Annotated in this window: 24 protein-coding genes and 1 pseudogene; 13 read left to right on the forward strand and 12 right to left on the reverse strand. The window is 59.8% G+C overall.

The genetic code is table 11. The annotated features are described in order from the left end of the window. Positions 1–21 precede the first annotated feature (21 nt). Both ACI77H_RS17490 and katG read right to left on the reverse strand, forming a co-directional pair. Positions 22–1,395, reverse strand: coding sequence for a DHA2 family efflux MFS transporter permease subunit (locus ACI77H_RS17490; protein ID WP_407013084.1), 1,374 nt, complete (start codon positions 1,393–1,395; stop codon positions 22–24). Positions 1,396–2,025: 630 nt separating this feature from the next. Continuing rightward, a complete protein-coding gene (katG, locus tag ACI77H_RS17495) occupies positions 2,026–4,278 on the reverse strand; it encodes a catalase/peroxidase HPI (protein ID WP_407012989.1) in 2,253 nt (750 codons plus the stop codon). 419 nt (positions 4,279–4,697) lie between these two features. Between katG and ACI77H_RS17500 the strand changes: the two genes are divergently transcribed. From ACI77H_RS17500 to ACI77H_RS17525, 6 genes are all read left to right on the forward strand, one after another. Further along, a complete protein-coding gene (locus ACI77H_RS17500) occupies positions 4,698–5,825 on the forward strand; it encodes a diguanylate cyclase (protein ID WP_407012990.1) in 1,128 nt (375 codons plus the stop codon). A 272-nt stretch (positions 5,826–6,097) separates the two neighbouring features. Then, the gene (locus ACI77H_RS17505) at positions 6,098–6,223 is read left to right on the forward strand and encodes a 2-oxo acid dehydrogenase subunit E2 (protein WP_407012991.1); all 126 of its coding nucleotides are present in this window, start codon (positions 6,098–6,100) and stop codon (positions 6,221–6,223) included. Between the two features lie 125 nt (positions 6,224–6,348). Further along, positions 6,349–6,549, forward strand: a complete 201-nt coding sequence (locus ACI77H_RS17510; protein ID WP_150637154.1) for a YbdD/YjiX family protein — start codon at positions 6,349–6,351, stop codon at positions 6,547–6,549. Between the two features lie 156 nt (positions 6,550–6,705). After that, positions 6,706–7,188 (forward strand): N-acetyltransferase family protein, encoded by a 483-nt coding sequence (locus ACI77H_RS17515; RefSeq protein WP_407012992.1) that lies wholly within the window; start codon positions 6,706–6,708, stop codon positions 7,186–7,188. Positions 7,189–7,302: 114 nt separating this feature from the next. Beyond that, a complete protein-coding gene (locus tag ACI77H_RS17520) occupies positions 7,303–8,523 on the forward strand; it encodes a helix-turn-helix domain-containing protein (RefSeq protein WP_407012993.1) in 1,221 nt (406 codons plus the stop codon). A gap of 35 nt (positions 8,524–8,558) precedes the next feature. Then, entirely contained in the window at positions 8,559–9,191 is a 633-nt protein-coding gene (locus ACI77H_RS17525; RefSeq protein WP_407012994.1) for a PQQ-binding-like beta-propeller repeat protein, read from the forward strand. A 30-nt stretch (positions 9,192–9,221) separates the two neighbouring features. Here ACI77H_RS17525 and ACI77H_RS17530 read toward each other — a convergent pair whose 3' ends face one another. Continuing rightward, on the reverse strand, positions 9,222–10,082 hold the full coding sequence (locus ACI77H_RS17530) for a CAP domain-containing protein (protein ID WP_407012995.1): 861 nt from the start codon (positions 10,080–10,082) through the stop codon (positions 9,222–9,224). Positions 10,083–10,266: 184 nt separating this feature from the next. After that, the gene (locus ACI77H_RS17535; RefSeq protein WP_407012996.1) at positions 10,267–11,169 is read right to left on the reverse strand and encodes a LysR substrate-binding domain-containing protein; all 903 of its coding nucleotides are present in this window, start codon (positions 11,167–11,169) and stop codon (positions 10,267–10,269) included. A gap of 108 nt (positions 11,170–11,277) precedes the next feature. Between ACI77H_RS17535 and ACI77H_RS17540 the strand changes: the two genes are divergently transcribed. Next, positions 11,278–12,675 carry an MFS transporter gene (locus ACI77H_RS17540; RefSeq protein ID WP_407012997.1) on the forward strand — a complete coding sequence of 466 codons (1,398 nt, stop codon included), beginning with the start codon at positions 11,278–11,280 and terminating at the stop codon, positions 12,673–12,675. Beyond that, the gene (locus tag ACI77H_RS17545; RefSeq protein WP_407012998.1) at positions 12,672–13,946 is read left to right on the forward strand and encodes a glucarate dehydratase family protein; all 1,275 of its coding nucleotides are present in this window, start codon (positions 12,672–12,674) and stop codon (positions 13,944–13,946) included. Before ACI77H_RS17540 ends, ACI77H_RS17545 begins: the two co-directional genes overlap by 4 nt. Here ACI77H_RS17545 and ACI77H_RS17550 read toward each other — a convergent pair. The 3 genes from ACI77H_RS17550 to ACI77H_RS17560 form a co-directional block, all read right to left on the reverse strand. Next, on the reverse strand, positions 13,930–14,238 hold the full coding sequence (locus ACI77H_RS17550; RefSeq protein ID WP_407012999.1) for a hypothetical protein: 309 nt from the start codon (positions 14,236–14,238) through the stop codon (positions 13,930–13,932). The two genes, ACI77H_RS17545 and ACI77H_RS17550, sit on opposite strands and share 17 nt — an antisense overlap. 155 nt (positions 14,239–14,393) lie before the next feature. Next, entirely contained in the window at positions 14,394–15,026 is a 633-nt protein-coding gene (locus ACI77H_RS17555) for a response regulator (RefSeq protein WP_407013085.1), read from the reverse strand. A 26-nt stretch (positions 15,027–15,052) separates the two neighbouring features. Next, on the reverse strand, positions 15,053–16,414 hold the full coding sequence (locus ACI77H_RS17560) for a cache domain-containing protein (RefSeq protein ID WP_407013001.1): 1,362 nt from the start codon (positions 16,412–16,414) through the stop codon (positions 15,053–15,055). 395 nt (positions 16,415–16,809) lie between these two features. Between ACI77H_RS17560 and ACI77H_RS17565 the strand changes: the two genes are divergently transcribed. Together ACI77H_RS17565 and ACI77H_RS17570 are read left to right on the forward strand one after the other, a co-directional pair. Next, complete coding sequence (locus ACI77H_RS17565; protein WP_407013003.1) at positions 16,810–18,867, forward strand: carbon starvation CstA family protein; 2,058 nt, start codon at positions 16,810–16,812, stop codon at positions 18,865–18,867. Between the two features lie 14 nt (positions 18,868–18,881). Further along, positions 18,882–19,079: a YbdD/YjiX family protein gene (locus ACI77H_RS17570; protein ID WP_407013004.1), complete on the forward strand. Its 198-nt coding sequence runs from the start codon at positions 18,882–18,884 to the stop codon at positions 19,077–19,079. A gap of 75 nt (positions 19,080–19,154) precedes the next feature. Here the strand turns inward: ACI77H_RS17570 and ACI77H_RS17575 are convergent, their stop codons facing one another. The 3 genes from ACI77H_RS17575 to ACI77H_RS17585 form a co-directional block, all read right to left on the reverse strand. Further along, positions 19,155–19,637 carry a hypothetical protein gene (locus ACI77H_RS17575; protein WP_407013005.1) on the reverse strand — a complete coding sequence of 161 codons (483 nt, stop codon included), beginning with the start codon at positions 19,635–19,637 and terminating at the stop codon, positions 19,155–19,157. Between the two features lie 6 nt (positions 19,638–19,643). Then, on the reverse strand, positions 19,644–20,267 hold the full coding sequence (locus ACI77H_RS17580) for a hypothetical protein (RefSeq protein WP_407013007.1): 624 nt from the start codon (positions 20,265–20,267) through the stop codon (positions 19,644–19,646). A 69-nt stretch (positions 20,268–20,336) separates the two neighbouring features. Further along, complete coding sequence (locus tag ACI77H_RS17585) at positions 20,337–20,567, reverse strand: DUF6555 family protein (protein WP_407013008.1); 231 nt, start codon at positions 20,565–20,567, stop codon at positions 20,337–20,339. 362 nt (positions 20,568–20,929) lie between these two features. Between ACI77H_RS17585 and ACI77H_RS17590 the strand changes: the two are divergent. After that, positions 20,930–21,043: pseudogene (locus ACI77H_RS17590) on the forward strand (CPBP family intramembrane glutamate endopeptidase); the annotation flags it as partial. On the opposite strand, the gene ACI77H_RS17595 reads toward ACI77H_RS17590, so the two are convergent. Next, positions 21,039–22,430, reverse strand: a complete 1,392-nt coding sequence (locus tag ACI77H_RS17595; RefSeq protein WP_407013009.1) for an aldehyde dehydrogenase family protein — start codon at positions 22,428–22,430, stop codon at positions 21,039–21,041. The pseudogene ACI77H_RS17590 and the gene ACI77H_RS17595 sit on opposite strands and share 5 nt — an antisense overlap. 100 nt (positions 22,431–22,530) lie before the next feature. Here ACI77H_RS17595 and ptrR point away from each other — a divergent pair, with 100 nt between their 5' ends. Beyond that, entirely contained in the window at positions 22,531–23,412 is an 882-nt protein-coding gene (ptrR, locus tag ACI77H_RS17600) for a putrescine utilization regulator PtrR (protein ID WP_407013010.1), read from the forward strand. Here the strand turns inward: ptrR and ACI77H_RS17605 are convergent. After that, positions 23,401–23,682, reverse strand: coding sequence for an SDR family oxidoreductase (locus tag ACI77H_RS17605; RefSeq protein WP_407013011.1), 282 nt, complete (start codon positions 23,680–23,682; stop codon positions 23,401–23,403). The genes ptrR and ACI77H_RS17605 overlap by 12 nt on opposite strands. A 392-nt stretch (positions 23,683–24,074) precedes the next feature. Between ACI77H_RS17605 and ACI77H_RS17610 the strand changes: the two genes are divergently transcribed. Then, positions 24,075–25,580, forward strand: a complete 1,506-nt coding sequence (locus tag ACI77H_RS17610) for a diguanylate cyclase (RefSeq protein WP_407013012.1) — start codon at positions 24,075–24,077, stop codon at positions 25,578–25,580. Positions 25,581–25,748 lie beyond the last annotated feature (168 nt).

Genomic DNA, 25,748 nt, shown 5'->3' on the forward strand with positions numbered 1-25,748 from the left:
TTCCGCCGCTTTGAAGCAGACTCAAGACCGCTTCAACACACTGTCCCCCGCATTCTTGGGCAACCTGATCACATCAACCAACGCCAACAATCCCAACACTGCCACGCCCACAAAGGCCACTCGAAAGTCTGCAACCTGCGCCTGCAGCTCATGGCTTTGCACCGACATCGACGCCCGCAACAACAGCGCCGCAACCGTCACTCCCAACCCCATGGCCAGTTGAAAAAACAGGCTGAACAACGCCGAAGCCTCGCTCATGCGCGCCTTGGGTACGTCGGCGAAGCCGATGGAGTTGTAGCAGGTGAATTGCATGGATCGCGACAAGCCACCGACAAACAGCACGGCGGCCATCACGGCGAAGGGTGTCTGTGCGGTGAAAAACGCGCAGGCGACAATTGAGATAACGCCAATGACGCCGTTGATCAGCAGGACTCGGCGAAAGCCATAACGTTGCATGATTGCCGTGGTAAACGGCTTCATCGCCAGGTTGCCGGCAAACACCGCGAGCACCAGCAGGCCGGCATCGACGGGTGATAAGCCGAAGGCGACCTGGAACAACAGCGGCAGCAAAAACGGCAAGGCGCTGATGGCCAGGCGAAAGAGTGATCCGCCGAAGAGGCTGACCCGGAAGGTGTTGATGGACACGGTGCCGAGGGGCAATAGCGGGTGGGCGTGATGTCGGCAGTGGTGCACGGCCCACACGCCGAGGATTACGCCGGCAATCACTAGCGCGAATCCTGACAACATCGCGTTGCCGTGTTGGCTGCCCAGCCACTCCAGACCGCCCAGCAGCGAGGCGCAGGCGCCCGCCAACAGGGCGAAGCCTTTGCCGTCGAAGGGGCGGATCTGTTCTTCACGTCCTTCGGGCACCAGCCACAGCGCGGCGAACAGCGCCAATGCCCCAAGCGGCAGGTTGACGTAAAAGATCCACGGCCATGACGCGTGGGTGACGATCAGACCGCCCACCAATGGCCCGAGAATAGGCGCTACCAGGCCGGGCCAGGTAATCACCGCAATCATGTTCACCAGGTCTTTTTTGTCGGTGTTGCGCAGCACGGCCAGACGTCCCACCGGCACCATCAGCGCGCCACCGATGCCCTGGAGCACGCGGGCGAAAACGAACATCTCGATGTTCTGGCTGAGCCCGCACAGGAGTGAGGCGAGGGTGAAGACGATGATTGCGCCGGCAAACACCCTTCGCGCCCCAAAACGGTCGGCGATCCAGCTGGACAATGGGATGAAGATCGCCACCGCCAGAATGTAGGCGGTGATGCCGACGTTCATGTCGACCGGGGTAATGCCGAATGCGCTGGCCATGGTCGGCAGCGCGGTCGCGATGACTGTCGCGTCGAGGTTTTCCATGAAAAAGGTCACCGCCACCACCAGCGCAATCATCCGGGTTTGCAGGCTCAGAGCAGACTCGGCAGGGGTGCGTGAATCAGGCGTGGCGGGTGACTTCACCGATGTGGTCCTTTTCGAGCGCTTCAAACAGAAAACCTGGCCATGAGTTTTACCATCCTGTGGCGACGCGGTGTACCTGAACGGACGCTATCGCCGGCAAGCCGGCTCCTACCGGTTCGGTGTTGTGTCAGGTAGACACGGATTCCTGTAGGAGCCGGCTTGCCGGCGATAGCGCCCGTTCAGGCGATAAACAAGTTGATTGACCCACCGCAATCGCTGCGCTGCGGCGATCCGACAGAATTTGCTCTGATCCGTATTTTTCTGCGCTATCTGCATCTGTAATGTACCCGGCTTGCGCCCCACAATGACCGCACGGTCCGCAGTCGCGGTAGCCACTGATCCGCACACTCATCATGTAGGAGGCCCCATGCCCAAGATGGCCATTTTTCTGGGTGGATTTCTGCTGTTAACCATTTTGATCGGTGCCTTGGCCACGATCTCGCCAACCTAGTTCCTGTCCTCAATGCGCAAAAAGCACAACGCCTCCACAGCGGGAGGCGTTGTTGTTTCAGCGATGGCGTCATCAGGCTCACCGCGTCGTCTGAATCGCCAGCAAGCCGGCTCCTACAGATCGAAACGATCCAGGTTCATCACCTTCGTCCAGGCGGCTACGAAGTCCTTCACAAACTTCTCCTTCGCATCACTGCTGGCATACAGCTCAGCCAGCGCACGCAACTGCGCATTCGAGCCAAACACCAGATCGACACGTGTCCCGGTCCATTTCACTTCGCCGGTTTTGCGATCGCGGCCTTCGAACTCCTGATTGGCGTCCGACACCGGCTTCCATTCCACTCCCATGTCCAGCAGGTTTTTGAAAAAGTCGTTGGTCAACGCCTCCGGCTGCTGGGTGAACACGCCGTGTCGAGTCTGGCCGACGTTGCTGTTCAACACCCGCAAACCGCCCACGAGCACGGTCATTTCCGGTGCGCTGAGGGTCAGTTGTTGCGCCTTGTCGATCAACAGGTGTTCGGCCGACACGCGGTAGCGGGTTTTCAGGTAGTTGCGGAAACCATCGGCGATGGGTTCGAGGAAGCCGAAAGACTCGACGTCTGTTTGCTCCTGCGAGGCGTCGGCCCGTCCCGGTGTGAACGGCACCGTCACACTGTGCCCGGCATTTTTTGCGGCTTGTTCGACACCGACGCTGCCGGCCAGCACGATCAGGTCCGCCAGCGAGATTTTCTTGCCGCTGTTGTTGAACTCACTCTGAAGGTTTTCCAGTTTCGTCAGCACGTTCGCCAGTTGTTCTGGTTGATTGGCTTGCCAGAATTTCTGTGGCGCCAGTCGCAGGCGTCCACCGTTGGCACCGCCACGTTTGTCGGAGCCACGGAAGGTCGACGCCGCCGCCCAGGCGGTTGATACCAACTGCGAGACGCTCAGGCCAGAGGCGAGGATTTTGCTCTTGAGTGCGGCGACGTCGCTGTCGTTGACCACGGCATGGTCGACTTGCGGAATCGGGTCTTGCCACAACAGTTCTTCGCCGGGCATTTCCGGGCCGAGGTAGCGTGAGAGCGGGCCCATGTCGCGGTGAATCAGTTTGAACCAGGCGCGGGCGAAGGCGTCGGCCAATTGATCGGGATTGGCCAGGAAACGCCGGGAAATCGGTTCATAGATTGGGTCGAAGCGCAGCGCCAGGTCCGAGGTGAGCATGGTCGGGTTACGGCGCTTGGACGGGTCGTGCGCATCCGGAATGGTGCCGGCACCGGCGCCGTTTTTCGCCACCCACTGGTTCGCACCGGCCGGGCTTTTGCTCAACTCCCACTCGAAACCGAACAGGTTTTCCAGGTAGTTGTTGCTCCACCGGGTGGGTGTGGTGGTCCAGGTTACTTCCAGTCCGCTGGTGATCGTGTCCGGGCCTTTGCCGGTGCCGAAGCTGTTTTTCCAGCCAAAACCCTGGGCTTCTAGACCGGCGGCTTCCGGCTCGGCACCGACGTTGTCGGCAGGGCCGGCGCCGTGGGTTTTGCCGAAGGCGTGGCCGCCGGCGATCAGCGCCACGGTTTCTTCGTCGTTCATCGCCATGCGGCCGAAGGTTTCGCGAATATCCAGGGCCGAAGCGACGGGATCGGGATTGCCCTCCGGACCTTCCGGGTTCACATAGATCAGGCCCATCTGCACGGCAGCCAGAGGGTTTTCCAGATTGCGCCCCTCTTCAGTACGGCTGTCCTCATTTCTACCAGGTTCGGCAACGAGTGGAACATCGCCGGGTGCTTGCACGGGCGCGTTGTCTATACCGTAGCGAGAATCGCCGCCCAGCCATTTGCTTTCCGAGCCCCAGTAAACGTCTTCATCGGGTTCCCAGACATCCGCGCGACCACCTGAAAAACCAAAGGTCTTGAAGCCCATCGACTCCAGCGCGACGTTGCCGGTGAGGACGATCAGGTCGGCCCAGGAAATGTTGTTGCCATACTTTTGCTTGATCGGCCACAGCAACCGGCGTGCCTTGTCGAGGCTGACGTTGTCCGGCCAACTGTTGAGCGGGGCGAAGCGTTGCTGGCCGGAACCGGCGCCGCCACGACCATCACCGGTGCGGTAGGTGCCTGCGGCGTGCCAGGCCATGCGGATGAACAGCGGCCCATAGTGACCGAAGTCCGCCGGCCACCAGTCTTGCGAATCGGTCATCAGCGCGGTCAGGTCGCGCTTGACCGCGGCAAAGTCGAGCTTTTTGAACGCTTCGGCGTAGTTGAAGCCCTCGTCCATGGGGTCTGACAGGGACGAGTGCTGGTGCAGGATCTTCAGATTCAGTTGGTCAGGCCACCAGTCGCGGTTCGTCGTGCCACCGCCTGCAGCGTGATTGAACGGGCATTTCGATTCGTTTGCCATGTGCGAGCTACCTTTGGTCGTGTTCATCCGGCTATCGGGCCCGGGACGGGCGTTAAATAGCGACGAGCGAAATGAATGACATAGGCTGCAGGGCCAGCAGTTTGATCAACTGATTGTCGCGACCACACGGGCAAGGCACAGCGGCAATCGGGTTGCCTGCAAGGTGGTCCACTGGTGGCCTAGTCAAGCTTCGGACTCATTCCTGTCTCCTTCTCAGCACTAAATCGGCCGGCCTATGATGCCAGCGCAGACTAAGGTTAGACCCGAGCCGGGAAGTCAGCTAATAGGGCGAGTGTTGGGGCGTGATAGACGGACTCTTTCAATTCGACGCCCGAAACATTTCAAGGCCTTGGTTGTTTGCGCTACTGGCCGGGTGCCACAATGCTTCTTTGTCGCAGCATCATGATCAGGCGGATCAAATGGACGGACTAGGACCCCGGTATGCCCCGGATGCATTGATAGCAGCGCAGGTGCGCACTGATCGCCTGCATCAGCTGTTCCATCAGTCGGTGACGGCGATTCCGGGCAGTGTCCTGGCGGCGATCATGCTGTGCCTGTTGTGTTGGGAGCGCTTCGATCACCGCGTTATTTTTTGGTGGATGGGCATCCTGGCGGCGTCGACTACATTGCGCGTGTTGATGTTTATCGCCTATTTCCGCAGCGACAAAGGTACGCGCACCCCTCAGCACTGGGAGTGGAAATACTGGAGCACGCTGGTGTTATCTGCCGGTATCTGGGGCGCAGGTGCACTGGCACTGATGCCCGCAGACGATATTTTGTCCCAGACACTGGTCGTGCTTTTTACTGTCGGGATGTCAGTCAGTGCGGTGTCCTGCTACTCGGCCTACCCATACATGACGTTGGTGTCCATTGGCCTGGTGTTGTTGCCGTGCACGATATGGCTGTTGTTCCAGTCGTCAGCGATACAAGTCGGCATGGCGCTGTCTGTGCTGGTGTTTGCCTCCTTTGTGGCCAGCGCTACCCGCAAGCTCTCCGATGCAATGGAAACCGCCTTTCGATTGACCCGTGAAATGGAGCAGGCGCACCGCATTTCCAACCTTGCCGCACAGACCGATGAACTCACCGGCCTGAGGAATCGCCGGGCTTTTTTCGAGCACGCCCAGCAGTTGCACAGTTACTGCAAAAACAATCAGTTGCCGCTGTGTGCGGTGATGCTGGATATGGATCACTTCAAACACATCAATGACACCTATGGTCATCAGGTCGGGGATCAGGTCTTGAGTCAGATGGGCCTGGTCATCAGCTCGTCGTTTCGCGAAACGGATGTCTACGGCAGGCTGGGGGGAGAGGAGTTCGCCATTCTGCTCCCGGACACCTCGATTGAAGAAACCCTGAACATTGCCGAGCAACTCATTCATTCCATTGCCGGATTGATGACCGGGCCGGTGCACTGCATAACGGCCAGCCTCGGTGTCGCGTCGATGGACGCCGCCGACCTTGATTTGCACAGTTTGATGAATAACGCCGACAAAGCCCTGTATCGAGCCAAGGCACGTGGCCGCAACCAGATCGCCGTGTCCGAGTGATGCCGCGCAAAGCTGTGACCTGGCAGTCATTCAAGTTGCATCATTAGAGTGCGCTTCGAGGTAGCGGCCAAATAATATCAACTATAAATTGTTTGCCAGCAGGGCTGCATTCACCCCGTTGGGCGCTCCGTGCGGGTTGACGAACATCCGTTTCGCCGCCGATACGCCCGAAGGGGTGGTCGTCCCCGTTATCAAGGACGTCAATCAGAAAGGCGTGCTGGTGATTGCCCGGGCAATGTCGCACTGGCTGAAAAGGCGCGGGAGGGCAGGTTGTGACGCGCAACACTGTGCCGTTGAGCCTGAGCTGGAATCATCGCGTGATCGATGGCGCGGCGGCGGGGCGCTTCAACGCTTATCTGAGCAGCGTGTCGGCGGATTACCGCAGGCTGGTGCTGTGATCGGGGGGACGGTTTGCCGGTTTCGAGCCGCCACTTGAACATACAAATTCCCCGGCTGCGGACACAATGCAGATACATGAGTGCGGTTTCATGGGACCGTCCAACACCACAAAGAGGCTTTTGCCATATTCCGCAAACTGCAGCTTGCCGCCAGGTTCCTCAGCCAGAGCACGCGCCTGATGGTGGGCGTTCCGGATTACGACAACTACGTCGCGCAGATGAAGCGAAATCATCCGGACGAACCGGTCATGAGCTATTCGGCGTTTTTTCGTGAACGTCAGGAAGCACGCTACGGCAAACGCAGCTGCACGACGAGGTGCTGCTGAACGCCGGTTGATCGGCGGTCACCGAAAGGCCTCGTCCTCTCTGAGAGGGCGAGGTTTTTTGCGTTTCATGGTCAGCCAACTGTCCGCATGCAGCCACTTTAATCCGCAGCCTGCAATCAGTAATGTGTGACACCGACATTTGGATGGAGCCAAATCATGCCAATTACCCACCGCCCCGTACGCGCTGAAGATGTTCTGGCGATCTGCAACTTCCCGCAAACCCCGAAAGAACTGTTTTTCATGTTTCCCAAGGCGCAGTACCCGCTGACGGAGGACCAGTTACTTGCATCGATTGCCCAACGTTCGGACTCGACGGTGGTTGAGGAACATGGCGCGGTCATTGGTTTTGCGAACTTTTACAGGTTTGAGCGAGAGGGCGTCTGTGCCATCGGAAACGTGATCGTGGCACCCACTGCCCGGGGAAAGGGCGTGGCGAAATTTCTGGTCGAGACGATGGTCGGGCTGGCGATCGATCGTCACCGGGCCAGTGAAGTGCAGCTTTCGTGTTTCAACGAAAATACCGCAGGGCTGCTGCTGTATCCGCAGCTCGGATTTATGCCGTTCGGTATTGAGGAGCGGCTCTCGCCGGATGGTCGTCGGGTCGCACTGTTGAACATGCGGTTGCTGACCCACGCCTGACCCTCGGACATCCCCTTACAAACGCAAAAAATCCACCCCCGTGCACATCCTGTCGTGTGACTAGACTAACCAGGGTTATCGAACGGCAGGAGCGACAACCGTGGCGCTACTCCGATGGACTCGTTGATCACCGCCGCAGCGCGGGCACTGGCGGCGGGTGACCCGCTCGGTGCGCTGGACCGGGTAGCGTTGCGTGACGATGCGCCCGCGCTCGCGTTGCGCGGCATCGCCATGGCGCAGCTCGGCGATCTGGCTCGGGCGAAAGCACTGGTGAACAGCGCCGCGCGCGCATTCGGGCCGAAAGAGGCGTTGGCGCGGGCGCGGTGCACAGTGGCCGAAGCCGAGATTGCGCTGGCTTCGCGCGACCTGGGCTGGCCGGTGAAGACACTCGAAGCCGCGCGGGTGACGCTTGAGGCGCACGGGGATCGAGTGAACGCCGCTCACGCGCGGTATCTGCAGATTCGGCGACTGTTGCTGATCGGTCGGCTTGATGAGGCTGACGTCCTGTTGGCCGCGCTGGATCCCGCCCCGTTGCCGCCGGTGCTGCGCGCCGCCCATGAACTGGTGGTGGCGGGGATTGCTATCCGCCGCCTGCAATCGCAAACGGCCCGGCATGCCCTGGCGAGGGCCGAGCATGCCGCGCGCGAGGCGGGCATCCCGGCGCTCAGTGCCGAGGTCGAAAACGCCTCTCTTGTCCTGAATTCCCCGGCAGCGCGCCTGATCGTCCATGGCGAAGAGCGACCGTTGCTGCTGGATGAAGTTGAAGCCGTGCTCGGGTCGACCGCGTTGGTGGTGGACGCTTGCCGTTATGCCGTGCGCGGCGCCGGCATGTCGGTTTCCCTCGCTCGGCGCCCGGTGTTGTTCATCCTCGCCCGGGCGTTGGCCGAAGCCTGGCCGGGGGACGTATCGCGGGAAACACTGATCCGCCAGGCGTTTCGCCTGAAGCTTTCAGACGAGTCCCATCGAGCGCGCTTGCGTGTTGAAGTCGGGCGCTTGCGCGCAGCGCTGAAACCCTTGGCGGGTGTCATCTCCACCCAACACGGGTTTGCGCTGGTGGCGCTGGTTTCATCCGACGTGGTGGTGCTGACGCAACCGGTCGAACAACGATATGCGGCGCTGTTTGCCTTGCTCGCCGATGGCGAATCCTGGTCAAGTTCAGCGCTGGCGTTGGCCCTCGGCACCAGTCAGCGCACGGTGCAGCGCACACTCGATGCGCTGGCGGCGGCCGGCAAAGTGCAGCCATTCGGGATCGGCCGGGCGCGGCGCTGGATGACCCCGCCGGTGCCGGGTTTCGCGACGACCTTGTTACTCCCGGCGCCTCTGCCGAGTGACTAGGATGAACGCCACGAACCCCTGAAGAGGCAATCGAGATGAAACACTCAAGCGCAGAAATTCTCCGTGAATACGGCCCTTTTACCGGCGTCGACAGCGTGCATGGCGTGACTTGGGACGGTGAGCGCGTCTGGTTTGCCAGTGGCGAACAGCTCATCGCCATCGACCCGGCCAGCGGCAAGACCTTGCGTGCAATCGAGGTCACCGCCGACGCGGGCACGGCTTTTGACGGCAAGCACCTGTTCCAGATCGCCGCCGACCGCATCCAGAAAATCGACCCGCAGACCGGCCAGGTGCTCAACACCATTCCGGCTCCCGGTGAGGGCAATGACTCCGGGCTGACGTGGGCTGAAGGTACGCTGTGGGTCGGCCGTTATCGTGATCGGAAAATTCACCAGATCGACCCCGAGACCGGCGCGATTTTGCGCACGATCGAATCCAACCGTTTCGTCACCGGGGTGACCTGGGTTGAAGGGCAGCTTTGGCATGGGACGTGGGAAGGGGATGAAAGCGAGCTACGCCACGTTGATTCCAAAACCGGGGAGGTGCTGCACAGCGTCAAGATGCCGACCGGAGTCGGCGTATCGGGACTTGAATCCGATGGCGGCGATCAGTTTTTCTGCGGCGGTGGTGGCAGCGGGAAGGTGAGGGTGGTGCGCCGGCCTGCGTGACGCCTCATGATATTCGCTGCGTTACCGGCCTCAAGGCGCTCCAAATAACATCGTCCAGTAAACCCCTTCGTCACTGCGCGAGTCCGTCGCGTAGGCGGCTCCCACTTGGGTGAACAGCGGGCTCATCAGGTTGGCGCAGTGTCCGGGGCTGGCGAGCCAGCCTGCCATTGCCTTGCTCGGTGAGCCTTGGCCTGCGGCGATGTTTTCGCCAATTTGGCGACCACGGAATCCGGCAGCTCTCGCACGGTCGGCGGGCGTATCACCGTCGGGATCACGGTGTGCGAAGTAATTTCCGTAGGCCATGGCCTTGCTGTGGCCCTGCGCTGCTGCCCCGAGGCTGGCATTCCAGGCAAGTGGTCGGGCGGCGGCGAAGCGCTGGCGCCCGCAGAGGCGCGGTTTTGCCCGCGCGGCGTTGACCTGGGCGAGCAAGGCCCGGTTGACGGCTCGGGTGTCGTCCATTTGGCTGTCCAGTACCGGCCGCGCCAGCACCACTTGCCATTCGCTGCGACTGCGGCTGACGCCGATATCGGCGTATTGGCTATCCAGCAATGCCATGCAGTAGTCGCTTTGCAGCAGGTCGAAGGCCTCTTCGGCATCTTGCGCGCCGACCACGCGCAGGGTACGCACGGTCACTGCCTGATAACCGGAAGCTTTCAACCGGTCCCGTAAGCCGCCGCCGTAGCCGATCGGCAAAGCCAGATTGGATTTCAGCGTCAGCGGTGACAAACGTTGGGCAGGACGTCGCTTGCAGCGCTGTGGGTGTGCACGGTAGTCGTTGATGGCTTCTACCAGTTGCCGTTCCGCGCCTGCATGGGCGGGGCTTGCGGTAAAAGCAAGCAGGGTAAACAGGCACAGCGAAGTCAAGCGCAAGGCGTGGGCGGTTTGGCGCATGGAGGGACAGCTCTGAAGAGATGACAACGGTTAGGGGCGTAATTGGCGCCGCTGTAAGACTGGGGAGCTGAAACAAGGTTCACGGCGCAGGAGGGCATATTTATCAGCGCCGCCGGGCGTCCGACGGACGTACCGTACGATGCTGTTTTGCCGATAAGCAACATCCACACATCTCGCCCGCCATCTACACCCCCCAACCCTCCCGCACCGCCGTGCGAATCCCCTCCAGCAACATCGCAAACGCCGGGTTGTCATTGTTCTCGCGCCAGATCAAATGCAACTCGCTCTGCACACCTTCCCCCAGATCGATATCGCGAAACACCACGTTCTTGAACACCACGCTGCTGGCGCACCGTGGCACCAGCGCCAGGCCCATGCCGGCGTTGACCAGCGCCAGAATGGTCAACGACGAGCCGAGCCATTGCACGTATTCCGGAGCGACGCGGGCCGAGCGCAGCATGCCGGTCAGCAGTTCGTTGAACGGCGGATAGGCCGCGTGGGAGTACATCAGAAACGGTTGCGCATCGAGGTCTTTGACCGACACGGTGTCGGCGCTGGCCAATCGATGATGGCTGGGTACAGCGAGGACAAACGGCTCGCGCACCAGGCACTCGGTGGCGTAACCCGGTTCCAGCAACGGCGCGCGGACGATGCCCAGATCGATACGGCGGGCGCGCAGGGCTTCGTGCTGTTGGTAGGTATTCATCTCCGACAGGTCGATTTTCACGTGCGGTTGCTTGAGCCGTGCTTCGGCGATGACCTTGGGCAGAAATTCATACACCGCACTGCCGACAAAACTGATGTTGACCGTGCCGATATCGCCCTCGGCAAAACGCCGGGCGGTGGCGGCGGCTTGCTGCGCGCGCTCAAGCAGGTTCTGCGCTTCGATGAAAAAGGCGCGGCCGGCAGCGGTCAGGGCGACGCTGCGGGTGGTGCGGGTAAACAGCTCGACGCCCAGGTGATGCTCGAGCAGTTGAATCTGTCGGCTGAGCGGCGGCTGGGTCATGTTCAATCGTTCGGCGGCACGCCGGAAGTTCAGTTCGGTGGCCACCGTGGTGAAGCAGCGCAGTTGGGTCAGTTCGAACATTGATCTAATCCAGGTATCAATCGAATGCCAAGTTAGATTAGACGGGATCAATGTCGGCGATCCATGATCGGCCTCGTCCCTAAAAAAACAATGAATGGGAGTCGCCCCTTGAATACCCTCCAGAGTCCGCCCGATCCGACTGTGCTCGCCCGCGCAGCGGCGAAGGTGAAGCGCCATGTGCTGCCGCTGTTCGTGGTGATGTTCATCGTCAATTACATCGACCGGGTCAACATCGGCTTCGTGCGCAGCCACCTGGAAACCGACTTCGGTATTGGCGCCGCTGCCTATGGCCTCGGTGCCGGGCTGTTCTTCATCGGTTACGCGATCTTCGAAGTCCCCTCCAACCTGCTGCTGCAACGCTACGGCGCCCGCGCCTGGCTGACGCGCATCATGTTCACCTGGGGCGCAGCGGCCATGGCCATGGCGTTCGTGCGCGGCGAAACGAGCTTTTATGTACTGCGCTTCATCCTCGGTGCGGCTGAAGCGGGGTTCTTCCCCGGCATCATTTATTACTTCACCCAATGGTTGCCGTCGACCGAACGCGGCAAGGCCATGGCGATCTTCCTCAGCGGCTCGGCCATTGCCTCGGTGATTTCCGGGCCGGTGTCCGGTGCGCTGTTGAACGTCAGCGGTTTCAGCCTGCACGGCTGGCAGTGGATGTTCCTGATCGAAGGCTTTGCCTCGATCGTGCTCTGCGGGTTTGTCTGGTTCTGGTTGCAGTCTCATCCGCGTCAGGCGAACTGGCTGAGCGCGGAAGAAAAGGACGCACTGGTGAACGCCATCGCGCTGGAGCAGCAGGCCCGCGAAGCCACGCAGACGGTCAAGCCGTCGATGTTCAAGTTGCTCGCCGACAAGCAGATCGCACTGTTCTGTTTCATCTACTTTTCCATTGCCCTGACCATCTACGGCGCGACGTTCTGGCTGCCGAGCATGATCAAGAAGATGGGCAACCTCGGCGACTTTCAGGTCGGCCTGTTCAACTCGATCCCGTGGCTGATTTCCATCGTCGCGATGTATGGCTTCGCCGCCATGGCCAGCAAATGGAAACACCAGCAGGCCTGGGTTGCCTTGACCCTGGTGATTGCCGCGTTCGGCATGTTCATGTCCACCACTGGCGGGCCGATTTTCGCCTTCGTCGCCATCTGCTTTGCGGCGATTGGTTTCAAGGCCGCCTCAGCGTTGTTCTGGCCCATTCCGCAAGGCTATCTGGACGCCCGCATCGCCGCGGCAGTGATCGCTTTGATCAACTCCATCGGCAACCTCGGCGGCTTCGTCGCCCCGACGGCGTTCGGTTTCCTCGAACAAAAAACCGGCTCCATCGAAGGCGGTCTCTACGGGCTGGCGGCCACCTCACTGGTGGCGGCGGTGGTGATCTTCTTTGCCCGCACGGCGCCGCGTGGCGATCCCGTTCGCGCCTTGACCGGCCAACCTGCCGAGGTCGCCACGGCAGAAAAATCAGTCAGTCATCAAGCCTTGAGCTCAGGTCCAAAGGGAGCAGCCTCTTGAAAATCAAACGAGTCACCGTCACCCCCATCGCTTTCCGCGATCCGCCGCTGCTCAACGCCAGCGGGATTCACGAGCCGTTCGCGCTGCGCTCGATCATCGAGATCGAGAGCGACAATGGCTACATCGGTCTCGGTGAAAGTTACGGCGATGCACCGGCGCTGCTGATCCAGCAACAACTTCAAGCGCAATTGATCGGTCTCGATCCGTTCAACCTCAATCAACTGCGGCGCATCGTCCAGGCCACCGTGGCGGCGCACAAACCGGCGAGCATTGCCGGCGCGGAACTGGCACCGGGCTCCCACGCCAGTAAAGCGGTGAGCAACGCGTATTCGGCGTTCGAAGTGGCGTTCCTGGATTTGCAGGCGCATTCGTTGAACGTGCCGTTGGTGGACTTGCTGGGCGGGGCGATTCGCGACGAAATTCCCTTTAGCGCCTACCTGTTTTTCAAATACGCGCAGCATGTCGATTCGCCGTACAAACCGGACAATTGGGGCGAGGCGCTGAACGAAGAACAGATCGTTGCCCAAGCGCGACGGATGATCGAGGCCTACGGTTTCAAGAGCATCAAACTCAAGGCCGGCACGCTGCCGCCGGAGCACGAAGTGTCGTGCATCAAGGCGCTGAAAAGGGCCTTCCCCGGTTACCCGTTGCGCATCGACCCGAATGGCAACTGGTCGCTGGAAACCTCGATTCGCATGGCTGAGTTGCTGGGCGATGACCTGCAATATTACGAAGACCCGACGCCGGGCCTCGACGGCATGGCCGAGCTGCACAAACGCACCGGGCTGCCGCTGGCGACCAACATGGTGGTCACCGATTTCGACGAGTTCCGGCGTAGCGTGGCGTTGAACAGCGTGCAGATCGTCCTCGCCGACCACCATTACTGGGGTGGTCTGCGCGACACGCAGGCGCTGGCGAAAATGTGCGACACCTTTGGTCTTGGCGTATCGATGCACTCCAACTCGCACCTGGGCATCAGCCTGATGGCGATGGCACATGTCGCCGCCGCGGTGCCCAATCTGGATTACGCCTGCGACACGCATTACCCGTGGCAGGAACCGGATGAAGAAGTGATCAAGGGCGGCAAGCTGCCGATCGTTGATGGCTGCGTGAAAATCACTCGCGAGCCCGGGCTCGGTCTGGAACTGGATCACGATCAACTGGGCAAGCTGCATGATCAATACCTGACCTGCGGCATTCGTCAACGCGATGACGTGAAGCAGATGCAACGTTACAAACCGGACTGGAAGGCGGTCAAACCGCGGTTTTGAGCTCGGTCAGCAAGCGTTCTATCTGCGCCAGCTCCCAGGTGCTGAGCAGGCTCACCGGGTCAGTGCCGTAACGTTGCCAACTGTCGAACAGGCCCTCGCGGCCGTCCGGGCTCTGGCAGCGTTGGCAGTGACGCAGGTGGTTTTCGTCGACGTCGAGGGTTAACTGCCAGCCCTCTATGTCGACCTGTACCAGGCCGGATACTGACGGTTCGTCCACTCGCCGCAGGGGACGAATCTCCAGGGCGGCGTCGCGTAATAGCTGGTAAATCTCGCGGGCGGTCAGCGCTGGCACAGGTGTCTCCGGTGGGCTCAGGTAAAAAATCGGCAACGACATCCCCCTGTAGGAGCTGGCTTGCCAGCGATGGCACCCTCAACTACAACGCATGGCTCAAGGGCCTCATCTCTGGCGAGCCAGCTCCTACAAGGTGGCGTTGGTGTTTAGCAGGCCTATGGGGAAATGATCCCATGGTCGATGGCGTATTTGACCAGCGCCGCCGGTTTGTCGATGTTGAGTTTGCGGCGGATGCTCAGGCGATGGGTTTCAACCGTGCGCACGCTGATGTCGAGGTCACGGGCCATTTCCTTGTTGTTCATCCCTTGAGCCATTTTGTACAACACCTGACTTTCACGCGGTGTCAGCTCATTGTCGGTGCTTCTATCGGCAATGAGCCGTTGGGCAATTTCCGCGCTGTAGAACGTTCCGCCACTGGCGATGGCTTCAATGGCGGCGATGATTTCCCGTGACGGCGCGTTCTTCAGCACATAGCCGCTGGCCCCCGAACGCACGGATTCGCTCACGTATTCATAATTGTCGTACATGCTCAGCACCAGCACTTTGAGCGAGGGGTACTGACTGCGCAGCAATCGCGTCAGCTCCAGACCGTTGATGTCCTTGAGGCTGATGTCGACCAGCAACAGGTCGGGCTGGCAGCGTCCGACCATCTCGATAGCGTCCGCGCCATTCTCGGCCTCGCCGACCACTTCCAGCGGTGCCATGACCGACAGCAGCGCCTTGATCCCGTCGCGAACCAGGGAGTGATCGTCGACCAGGGCGACGCGGATCGGGGAGGGCAGATTTATCACGGGCATTCACTCTTTTTGTCTGATCAGCGCTTTGCGCCGGGCATTTTCATCGGTAGCAGCACGTCCAGCTCACTTCTTCCCGGCACTGATATCAGCTCGAACCGGCCGCCAAAATGCTCGACACGCTCACGGATGTTACGCAGGCCGATGCCGGCGTGACCCCGTTCGACCTGGGCGACGTTGAAGCCGATACCGTCATCGATCACCGTCAACCGGATGGATTCTTCAGCGCCGTGCAGGTTGATGGAAACGTTTTTTGCCTGGGCGTGGCGTTCAATGTTGGTCAGGCCTTCCTGCACAATGCGAAACAACGAAACCGCCGCGCCATCGACCAGATGGCAGTCGAATTCGTTGTCGTTGTAGGTCACGGTGAGGCCGCTGCGCTGCTCGAACTCCTCGGCAAGTTGACCGATGGCTGCCGACAAACCCAGGGTGTCGAGCAAGGATGAGCGCAGGTCGTGGGAGAGGCTGCGCACCTCGCCAATCGCATCGCCGAGGCGTTCGGTGGCCTCTCTTAAAATGCTCAAGCCTTTGTCTTGTCCATTCTCCAGCACATGACTGGCGAGTTCGAACTGAAACTTGATGGACACCAGGACCTGACTGATGCCGTCGTGCAGTTCACGGGAAACCTGCGAGCGTTCTTCCTCTTGCAAACTGACGATGCGCTGGGTCAGGCGCTGAAGTTTTTTGTCGGCCAGACGGTGCTCGCTGACGTTCAGCGTCATGCCGCTGGCGAAGACAAACAGCACCGCCACGAGGGCCACAGCGGCAATCGCCAGCATGGTTTTGCGGATGCCCTGAGCCACCTCGTCACGCGCCTGTTGGGTTGCGCGCTCGACGTCCTCAAGGTAGATGCCGGTGCCGAGCATCCATCCCCAGCGATCCAGCATCACGACATAGGCGAGCTTGTCGGTGACCTGGCCGGAAGACGGCTTGTTCCACGCGTAGCGTTGAAAGCCTTCGCCCGATTGCGCACTTTTGAGCAATGCCTGAATCACCGCCAGGCCGTGCGGGTCCTTCATGTCCCACAGGTATTGGCCAACCAGTTCCGACTGCCGCGCGTGCATCAGGCTGCGGCCTTCGCGGTCATAGACGAAGAAGTAGCCATTGATGCCAAAGCTGAGCTTGCGCAGTTCTTCCAGCACTTGTTGCTGGGCGCGCGCGTCACCGTGGCCATCGTCGTACAGCGGCGCGATCAGGCTCTGGGCCATTTCCACGTAGTTTTTCAGTTCGGCGCGCTTGCTCGCCAGGATGCTGTCTTCGATCAGTTGCGCCTGTTGATCACCCACCTGGCGGTTCAGCGAAATCACCAGCCCACAGATGACAGCGATCGCCAACACGAGCGGCAGGATCCCGAGTGCGACGATTTTGTGTTTGAGCTGCATCTGGGCTCCTGTCCGGACCGGGGGAAGGCGAAGGCCGGCATCATATGCCAAAGATACGCGCGTCCAGTAGCGCTGCTGGACGGAATGACCTGCGGTTGGGAGGTCAGTCAGTTGAAAACACAAAACCCTGTGGGAGCGGGCTTGCCCGCGAATGCAATCTTTCAGTTGGCATTGAAGTGGACTGACCCATCGCTTTCGCGGGCAAGCCCGCTCCCACAGGGTGTTGCATTTCAGCTGACGATCGGCGTGTCTACGTAGAACTACGTAGAGACCGCGTACGTAGTAACGCGGATTTATTTGTAGACGGCATGCGCGGATATTGGGCCAGCTCCGCACAGCGGACACAATTATAAAAATTACCGCCGCAGTCACAAGCTGTCGGCAGGAGACACGCTATGCCCCGTCTGGCTAAACACCTCGCCTGGTTTGCCGTGGCTGTTCTGGGAGCGTTTGCGCTAAGTGTCGTGGCCCTGCGCCGCGGCGAAGCGATCAACGCCCTCTGGATCGTAGTCGCAGCCGTCGCTATCTACCTCGTCGCATACCGCTACTACAGCCTGTTCATCGCCAACAAGGTGATGCAACTGGACCCCAATCGAGCCACCCCCGCCGTACTCAATAACGATGGTCTGGACTACGTGCCGACCAACAAACACGTGCTCTTCGGTCACCACTTCGCGGCCATCGCCGGCGCAGGTCCGCTGGTCGGTCCGGTACTGGCGGCGCAGATGGGCTACTTGCCCGGCACGCTGTGGCTGATTGCCGGCGTGGTGCTGGCCGGTGCGGTTCAGGACTTCATGGTCCTGTTCATGTCGACTCGCCGCAACGGCCGTTCCCTGGGCGACATGGTCCGTGAAGAAATGGGCCGCATCCCGGGCACCATCGCGCTGTTCGGCTGCTTCCTGATCATGATCATCATCCTCGCGGTGCTGGCGCTGATCGTCGTGAAAGCCCTGGCCGAGAGCCCATGGGGCATTTTCACGGTGATGGCGACCATCCCGATCGCAATGTTCATGGGCATTTACATGCGCTACATCCGCCCGGGTCGCATTGGCGAAATCTCCGTGGTCGGCGTGCTGTTGCTGTTGGGGTCGATCTGGCTGGGCGGGCAGATTGCCGCCGATCCGGTGTGGGCCAAGGCGTTCACCTTCACCGGCATTCAAATCACCTGGATGTTGATCGGCTACGGTTTCGTCGCTGCGGTACTGCCGGTGTGGCTGATACTGGCACCGCGCGACTACCTCTCGACCTTCCTCAAAATCGGCACCATCGTGGCGTTGGCGATCGGCATCCTGATCACCATGCCCGAGCTGAAAATGCCGGCGCTGACCCAGTTCATCGACGGCACTGGCCCGGTGTGGAAGGGCGGTCTGTTCCCGTTCCTGTTCATCACCATCGCCTGTGGCGCGGTTTCGGGTTTCCACGCGCTGATCGCTTCCGGCACCACGCCGAAGTTGCTGGCCAGTGAAGGGCATGCCCGCTACATCGGTTACGGCGGCATGCTGATGGAATCGTTCGTGGCCATCATGGCGATGGTTGCCGCGTCGGTGATCGAGCCGGGCGTGTATTTCGCCATGAACAGTCCAGCGGCCATTGTCGGCGCGGATGCTGTTTCGGTGGCCCAGACTGTCAGCAGCTGGGGCTTCCTGATTACCCCGGAAGCCCTGCAAGCAGTGGCCAAGGACATCGGTGAAACCACCATCCTCGCCCGTGCCGGCGGTGCACCGACCCTGGCGGTCGGTATCGCGCAGATCCTGCACCACGTCCTGCCGGGTGAAAACACCATGGCATTCTGGTACCACTTTGCGATCCTGTTCGAAGCGCTGTTCATCCTGACGGCGGTGGACGCCGGTACCCGTGCCGGTCGCTTCATGCTCCAGGATTTGCTCGGCTCGTTCGTGCCGGCGCTGAAACGCACCGAGTCGTGGACTGCCAACCTGATCGCCACCGCCGGTTGTGTGGCGATGTGGGGTTACTTGCTCTATCAAGGCGTGATCGACCCGTTGGGTGGCATCAACACCTTGTGGCCGCTGTTCGGCATCTCCAACCAGATGCTGGCCGGTATCGCGCTGATGTTGGCGACAGTTGTGCTGATCAAAATGAAGCGCCAGCGCTACGTCTGGGTGACCATGCTGCCTGCGGTCTGGTTGCTGATCTGCACCACCACCGCCGGCTTCATCAAGCTGTTCGACGCCAACCCGGCGATCGGTTTCCTCGCGCTGGCCAAGAAGTACAGCGATGCCTTGGCCAACGGTCAGGTACTCGCGCCGGCCAAGAGCATCGAGCAGATGCAGCACGTGATCTACAACGCCTACACCAATGCGACGTTGACCGCGCTGTTCCTGTTGGTGGTGTTCAGCATCCTGTTCTTTGCCCTCAAGGTCGGTATCGCCGCGTGGGGAACCAAGGAGCGCACGGATAAAGAAGCGCCATTTCAGGCGCTGCCGGATGCCTGATCGAGGAGTGCAGCATGTTCAATGACCTGAGTCGTCTCGGTAAATACCTCGGTCAGGCCGCACGCCTGATGGTCGGCATGCCTGACTACGATACTTACGTCGAGCATATGCAGACCAAACACCCGGACAAACCGGTGATGAGCTACGAAATGTTCTTTAGGGAACGTCAGGAAGCGCGTTACGGAAGCAAGGCCGGGCCGAAGTGCTGTTGACCCGGTTGTCGGGTTAACAGCAATCCCTGTGGGAGCTAGCAGGCTAGCTCCCACATTTGTTTTGTACGGCACCCTTCAGGGTTTACGTTCAATAAGCGTTCGCCCGGGCTCATTGCGACAAACCAATTGATCCCGGTAATCGTCACACAGCGATTTCAGCACATCACTCGCGCAAGCCCCGCTGATCCGCCGATCAATCGCAAAACCCGCCACGTCCCCCTTCAGTTGAATATCCACTCCCGACACCGTTTCCAATCGCTGCTTGATCTCCCCAAGCGTCCACGGCTTTGAACTGAACACCAGGCTGTCGGCCGGGTATTGGCGATCCAGGTACCAATAGATGCCGCCCAACAGCGCAAAGCTTGTCGCCAGACAAAGGAGGGGAGGCGGCAACTTTAAATGGATGTTGTCGTAGAGAATTTCCGCCAGTGTCTGCCAGAGCTTCAGTCGGAAGGACAAGCCAAGCCCCATGACCAGTAAGATCGCGGCGAAGCCCATGGCCGCAAACAAAGCCATACGCTCAAGGTCCGACAGCTCTTCCAGGCAGGTGAAGTTCATGGGGCTTCACCTCTGTGCTGGCGAGAAGTAAAGCACGCGCAGTCGTGCATCCTGTCGGTAGTTGATCTGGACATAACCGCGACCCAGTTCAACGTCGCTCTCGGCATCCCACTTGAGGATGTGCGGCTCTTTTTTGCCGAGGAAAATCGCTTCCAGTTCGCCGCTGTACTTGTGTGCCACCTCCTGAACCAAGGCATCCAGCTGTTTGATCGGTGCTTCTGCAATTTGCGCGGATGCACGGAACAGGCTGGCGCGGGCCATGACCGGCAAACTGCGTTCTATGAATGCGCGATCGCTGAGCGGGGTGATATCGCCCGTTTTAATGAACTCGAGATACCGACTGAAAATATCCGGGGCGACGTCTGACTGCGCCTGCAGCGTGTGGGTGCCCAGCATCGGGTTGATAAGTACATCGGGATTGGCGCCGATAGCGGCGAAGGAGATCTCGCAGATACTCGCTTTCGCGTACATGAACACACCACAGGCACCACTCGTGCCGTAGGCCTGATAGTCGTGGCTACTGAACTCGCATTCGCAGGTTTTGCCTTGCGCTTGAGCGTTGCCGACAACAAGCACCAGCAGCAGAAATCCGCCTGGAACCCAGGTAGGTAACCTCAGAGACAAAGGCATGATGACTACCTTTTTTAAAGGAGGATGCACAGTATTGAGCGTAGCGCCAGGTCGCACGCTCTGCCCGCTTTAAGGCAACTCCTCCCAAGTGACGTGGGTCAAATCGGACTTTTCAGCATGCGCGCGCAACTGCAGATGATTTTGCTGATCATGGTGTTCGCCATACAAAAGGCCCACCCCGGCGTGCAGGCACGCGTAGTACCAGGCATCGTCATCACTCATGTGGGAGTCCGGCTGAATGAACATCTGCCGTGTTTTTTTGAAGCAATAGTTAATCTGAAAGTGCCGAGCGCGGGTCATCCGATTCTCCAGGTCATGCCGCTACGACATTGATGGCGTAGTGCCAGTTCCCTTTCTTTTTCGGATGCCTCTCGGACTTTGCAAACTCGCAGGTGATTAAACCCATCCTGCGGCGCAACGGCGTCCGAATGCCCGACCGCGCGAAACATTGAACTGTTCAAATCGCCGCGCGTCGAAGCCATAAAGCCGGTTTGAGCGTTTCAATGGATCTGGAGGCGGGTGATGTCGAGGCGGGCGTTGATGCGATTTTTTGCGGTGTACCTGTCCGCGTTCCTGGCGTTCGGAGTGGGCGTGACCCTCGCGTCTTCCTGGATTGCCTCTCATATTCTTCTGAAGTGGATGCTGTGACCCCGCATTTTTTGGATGCGTTGGAAGAATTCCTCCAGGGTCACCTCGAACACCACACCGGCGCCATACAAGCCGCCCTGATCAGCGCAAGCGCCTTCTCGGCCGGCCATTCGTTTCTGGCACTCAGTGACGATCCAGCCACACCGTCTGCGCATTGCAGAATTCGCGTACCCCGAAGTGCGAAAGCTCGCGACCGAAACCGCTCTTCTTCACGCCGCCGAAGGTGACACGCGGATCGGAGGCGCAGTAACCATTGATGAACACGCCACCGGTTTCCAGTTCGCCGGCCATCTGTTGGGCACGCTCCACGTCGCCTGTATAGATCGTTGCGGCGAGGCCGAACTCACTGTCATTGGCCAGTTCCAGCGCATGGGTGGCGTCGCGTGCGGTGATGATCGACGCGACCGGGCCGAACAGTTCCTGTTTGAACGAGGTCATCTGGTCAGTGACATCCGCGAAAACCGTTGGCTCATAGAAGTTGCCGGGGCCTTCGGCCTTGTGGCCGCCCAATAACAACGTCGCGCCTTCTTCCAGTGTGTCGCGCACCTGTTGATGCAGTTCATCACGCAGATCAAAGCGCGCCATCGGGCCGATGTACGTGGCGGCGATCAGTGGATCACCGACCACCAGCTTGCGCGTGGCGTCGACGAATTTGCGCGTGAACGCCTCGACAATGCCTTGCTCGACAATCAGGCGCTTGGCCGCTGCGCAGACTTGCCCGGTGTTTTGATAGCGGCCAATCACCGCCGCTTTCACGGCTTCGTCGAGGTCGGCATCGTTGAGCACGATAAAAGGGTCGGAGCCACCCAATTCCAATACGCACTTTTTCAATGCCGCACCGGCTTGCGCGCCGATGGCCATGCCGGCCCGCACGCTGCCGGTGAGGGTGACTGCTGCAATGCGTGAGTCTTTGATCGCCGTGGAAACACCTTCCGGCGTGACGTTGATCACCTCGAACACGCCTTCAGGGAAGTCGGCTTGCTTGAAGGCTTCCAGCAACAGATAAGCGCTGCCCATCACGTTCGGGGCGTGTTTGAGCACGTAGGTATTGCCGGAGAGCAGTACCGGAACGGCGCCGCGCAGGACCTGCCAGATCGGGAAGTTCCACGGCATCACCGCGAGAATCGGGCCGAGCGGGCGGTATTCGATGCGCGCCTTGCCGCCTTCAACCATGGTTGGTTCGGCGGTCAACATCGCAGGACCGTGTTCGGCATACCACTCGCAGAGCTGCGCACACTTTTCGATTTCGCCACGTGCTTGAGTGATCGGCTTACCCATCTCCAGGGTGATCATGTTCGCCATCGTTTCTGCATTGGTGCGCAAGACGTTGGCCAGTGCGATCAGCCGTTGCGAGCGTTGCGCAACCGGTGTGCCGCGCCAGATACGGAACCCGGCCGCGGCACGCGACAGTGCGGTTTGCAGTGTCGCATCGGATTCAAAAGGGTAGTGACCGATCTGTTCGCCGTTGGCGGGGTTGATCGAGATGGCATGGGTGAGGCTGGAAACGTTGGTCATGGCACCGTCCTGCGAGGTGGGGATGCGCTCAGACTACGGTGGCGTTAGTGTTCTGGAAACTGAATAATACTGATCATATCGTTCACGTTTGGAGAATGACATGGATCTGGTTCAGCTCGAAATTTTCAAAGCGGTCGCCGAGCATGGCAGCATCAGCGTGGCCGCTCAGCACATCCATCGGGTGCCGTCGAACCTGACGACGCGGATCAAACAGCTGGAACTGGACTTGGGCGTGGACCTGTTTATCCGTGAGAAAAGCCGCCTGCGGCTGTCGCCGGCCGGTTGGAGTTTTCTCGACTATGCCCGACGCATTCTCGACCTGGTCCAGGAAGCGCGCGCGACGGTTGCCGGGGAAGAGCCGCAGGGATCGTTTCCCCTGGGTTCGCTGGAGAGTACGGCGGCGGTGCGTATTCCTGAATTGTTGGCCGCCTATAACCAAAAGCACGCCAAGGTCGAACTGGCCCTGTCCACTGGACCTTCCGGGACCATGATCGACGGCGTGCTCTCGGGTCGATTGGCGGCTGCGTTTGTCGACGGGCCGGTGCTGCACCCGGCACTCGAGGGCGTACCGGCATTCGAGGAAGAGATGGTGCTGATCGCGCCGCTCAACCATTCCCCGATTCACCGCGCGCAGGATGTGAACGGTGAAAACATCTACGCCTTTCGCTCCAATTGCTCTTACCGGCACCACTTTGAAAGTTGGTTCGCCAAGGACGCCTCGGTGCCCGGCAAGATTTTCGAAATGGAGTCCTATCACGGCATGCTCGCCTGTGTCAGCTCCGGTGCTGGTCTGGCGCTGATGCCGCGCAGCATGCTCGAAAGCATGCCGGGCTGCACCACTGTGAGTGTGTGGCCGTTGTCCGAGTCCTTTCGCTATTTGCGAACCTGGCTGGTGTGGCGCAGGGGGACGGTATCGCAAAGCCTGACCATGTTCGTGCGTTTGCTTGAAGAGCGATGCCCAGCGCCGGAGCTACTGACTTGAGCGAATCGCGCCGCCGTCGATCGGCAGGTTCTGCCCGGTCAGGTAGCCTGCGTGGCGGCTGCAAACGAACGCGCAAAGCACACCGAACTCTTTGGGACAGCCAAAACGTTTCGCCGGGATTTCGCTGCAACAATCGGCGAGGAACGTTTCACTTTCTTGCCCCAACTCCTGGGCTGCGGCGACCAGGTTGCCACGCAGCCGATCGGTGTCGAATGAGCCGGGTTGCACGTGACGTTGCGGCTGGCAATCGAGCCTGGTCGTTCGTCGCATCGGTATGGCTACCATGGTTACCAGCGCGGCGCCGCAATACCTGGAGCACAAAGGTGAATCAGCAGTCACCGATAGATAACCGGCTCTTTGTCCGCTGATGAGGGATTCGGCGCAGAGCAAGTTAATCATATTCTGAAAGCATGGCGATGGTTTGGGCTGGCATTCTTGTCGTTGTTTCGCCAAGTGCGATGCTTCTTTCTTAACGTCTCGGACTCGCATCGTCTGAACCCGGCGATGCAAAGCAAAAATGTACTTTTTCTACCAAAGAAACTGTTGCTGCAGCGATCCGTCCCTGCTTGTATCCTTGTTCAAGACGATGACACGCGCGACAGCGATGGAGTTGGCCCATTAGTCGCTGGAACGGAAAACCGGACCTTCCATAAGGTAGTAACGTGAAGCGTGATACCCGCCTTGTTGTGCTTTTGTTGTTGGTTATCAGTTGTTCCCTGGCGTCTCTGACGGTGTGGAAAGTGTTGGCTTCTCGAGATCGGGCACTGGACGAGGTAGACGTTCATGGCTTGAACCTTACCCAGGCGCTTGCGACTTACTCCGAAGGTATCGTCCGTCAAAGCTCGCTGCTTTTGCTCGGGCTCGTCGAGCGCCTGGAAACCGAAGGGAGTGGCCCCGCACAGATTCAACGGCTAAGTGCACTGGTCAACCGCCAGGAACCGCTGATGCCACAGCTCAGCGGCATCACCATCTACGATAATCAGGGTCGCTGGTTGATGTCTTCCAATCGGCCGATTCCAGCCGGGGCGAGCAGTAGCGATCGAGCCTATTTCATTCATCATCGCGACGATCCGTCGCGTGAGACGTTTATCGGCCCGCCCATCCAGAGCCGCTCCAATCAGGAGTGGGTGATTACCGTCAGCCGACGTTTCAATGATGCTCGCGGCGAGTTTGCCGGCGTGGTGGCGGTCACCTTGGGTGTCGAAAACTTCCTGCGGCTGTTCGGGACGATCGACGTAGGGCAGGAGGGCGCAATCGGCTTGTCCTATACCGATGGTACGTTGCTGGTTCGCTATCCCTTTCGCGAGCAGGACATGGGGCGCAACTTTTCCAAGTCGCCGATCTACGCAAAGTATCTTGTCGATCGATCAGTCGGCACCGCGTCGTTTACCTCCAGTCTGGATGGTGTGGAGCGGCTCTACGCCTTCCGCAAGAGTGACCGGTTGCCACTGATAACCACCGTCGCAATCGGTAAGCACGAGGCACTCGCTGCGTGGCGAATGGAGGCGCTCCTGTCGGCTGTGGTGGTGACGGGGTTGCTGGGGCTTACAGGCCTCATCGGCTGGCTCCTGATCCTGGATATCCGTCGGCGTACCAAGGCAGAAGATCAGTTGCGGGAAACTGAGCAGCAGTTGCTTGCATCGAATCGGCAGCTTGAGTTGCTTGCGATGAAGGACGCCCTGACCGGTTTGGCAAATCGGCGCTGCTTTGATGAGAGCCTCGTCATGGAAGCAAGACGCGCACAACGTGACGGCACGACGTTGGCATTGCTGATGATTGATATCGACTACTTCAAGCTGTTCAACGACTCACTCGGACATGTAGCTGGAGACGCATGCCTGCAGACAGTTGGCAGAATCCTGGACGATTGTGTGCGGCGACCATCGGACCTGGTGGCACGTTATGGGGGAGAAGAGATGGGTGTAATCATGCCTGACACTGACAGTGACGGTGCAACAGTGGTCGCGCAACTTATCCTCGACCGTTTGAAGCAAGAGAACATCCCGCACACATCCAGCCCGTTCGGACGGGTCAGTGTCAGCATCGGGATTACTGTGGCCACGGGGACGGAACTGGATCATTTGCAAAGATTGATCGAGGTCGCAGATCAGGCGCTGTATAACGCCAAGGCGTTGGGGCGTAACCAGTTTGCGAGAGGGGTGCGGTGACAGGCGTTCACCACCGACTTCCTGTCAAATTGGAACGGCACCCATGTTCCTCTATCTATTAATGATTCTGCTGTCTGCGACGTTCATCGCTTGATTGGCTACATCTACCAGAACGCGCCGTAAAACATCGTTCAAGGCATGCAAACTATCGCCAATGGCCACCGCGTG

This window comes from Pseudomonas sp. O230, assembly GCF_045447035.1.
In the GTDB taxonomy this organism is placed as follows: Bacteria; Pseudomonadota; Gammaproteobacteria; order Pseudomonadales; family Pseudomonadaceae; genus Aquipseudomonas.

What these genes read in the sequence shown, in the direction of transcription:
- ACI77H_RS17595 (WP_407013009.1), bottom strand. Translation starts at nt 22,430, where the DNA reads ATGACCAACGTTTCCAGCCTCACCCATGCCATCTCGATCAACCCCGCC.
- ACI77H_RS17525 (WP_407012994.1), top strand. Translation starts at nt 8,559, where the DNA reads ATGAAACACTCAAGCGCAGAAATTCTCCGTGAATACGGCCCTTTTACC.
- ACI77H_RS17530 (WP_407012995.1), bottom strand. Translation starts at nt 10,082, where the DNA reads ATGCGCCAAACCGCCCACGCCTTGCGCTTGACTTCGCTGTGCCTGTTT.
- ACI77H_RS17535 (WP_407012996.1), bottom strand. Translation starts at nt 11,169, where the DNA reads ATGTTCGAACTGACCCAACTGCGCTGCTTCACCACGGTGGCCACCGAA.
- ptrR (WP_407013010.1), top strand. Translation starts at nt 22,531, where the DNA reads ATGGATCTGGTTCAGCTCGAAATTTTCAAAGCGGTCGCCGAGCATGGC.
- ACI77H_RS17520 (WP_407012993.1), top strand. Translation starts at nt 7,303, where the DNA reads ATGGACTCGTTGATCACCGCCGCAGCGCGGGCACTGGCGGCGGGTGAC.
- ACI77H_RS17560 (WP_407013001.1), bottom strand. Translation starts at nt 16,414, where the DNA reads ATGCAGCTCAAACACAAAATCGTCGCACTCGGGATCCTGCCGCTCGTG.
- ACI77H_RS17500 (WP_407012990.1), top strand. Translation starts at nt 4,698, where the DNA reads ATGGACGGACTAGGACCCCGGTATGCCCCGGATGCATTGATAGCAGCG.
- katG (WP_407012989.1), bottom strand. Translation starts at nt 4,278, where the DNA reads ATGGCAAACGAATCGAAATGCCCGTTCAATCACGCTGCAGGCGGTGGC.
- ACI77H_RS17585 (WP_407013008.1), bottom strand. Translation starts at nt 20,567, where the DNA reads ATGACCCGCGCTCGGCACTTTCAGATTAACTATTGCTTCAAAAAAACA.
- ACI77H_RS17570 (WP_407013004.1), top strand. Translation starts at nt 18,882, where the DNA reads ATGTTCAATGACCTGAGTCGTCTCGGTAAATACCTCGGTCAGGCCGCA.
- ACI77H_RS17575 (WP_407013005.1), bottom strand. Translation starts at nt 19,637, where the DNA reads ATGAACTTCACCTGCCTGGAAGAGCTGTCGGACCTTGAGCGTATGGCT.
- ACI77H_RS17490 (WP_407013084.1), bottom strand. Translation starts at nt 1,395, where the DNA reads ATGATTGCGCTGGTGGTGGCGGTGACCTTTTTCATGGAAAACCTCGAC.
- ACI77H_RS17515 (WP_407012992.1), top strand. Translation starts at nt 6,706, where the DNA reads ATGCCAATTACCCACCGCCCCGTACGCGCTGAAGATGTTCTGGCGATC.
- ACI77H_RS17605 (WP_407013011.1), bottom strand. Translation starts at nt 23,682, where the DNA reads ATGCGACGAACGACCAGGCTCGATTGCCAGCCGCAACGTCACGTGCAA.
- ACI77H_RS17580 (WP_407013007.1), bottom strand. Translation starts at nt 20,267, where the DNA reads ATGCCTTTGTCTCTGAGGTTACCTACCTGGGTTCCAGGCGGATTTCTG.
- ACI77H_RS17565 (WP_407013003.1), top strand. Translation starts at nt 16,810, where the DNA reads ATGCCCCGTCTGGCTAAACACCTCGCCTGGTTTGCCGTGGCTGTTCTG.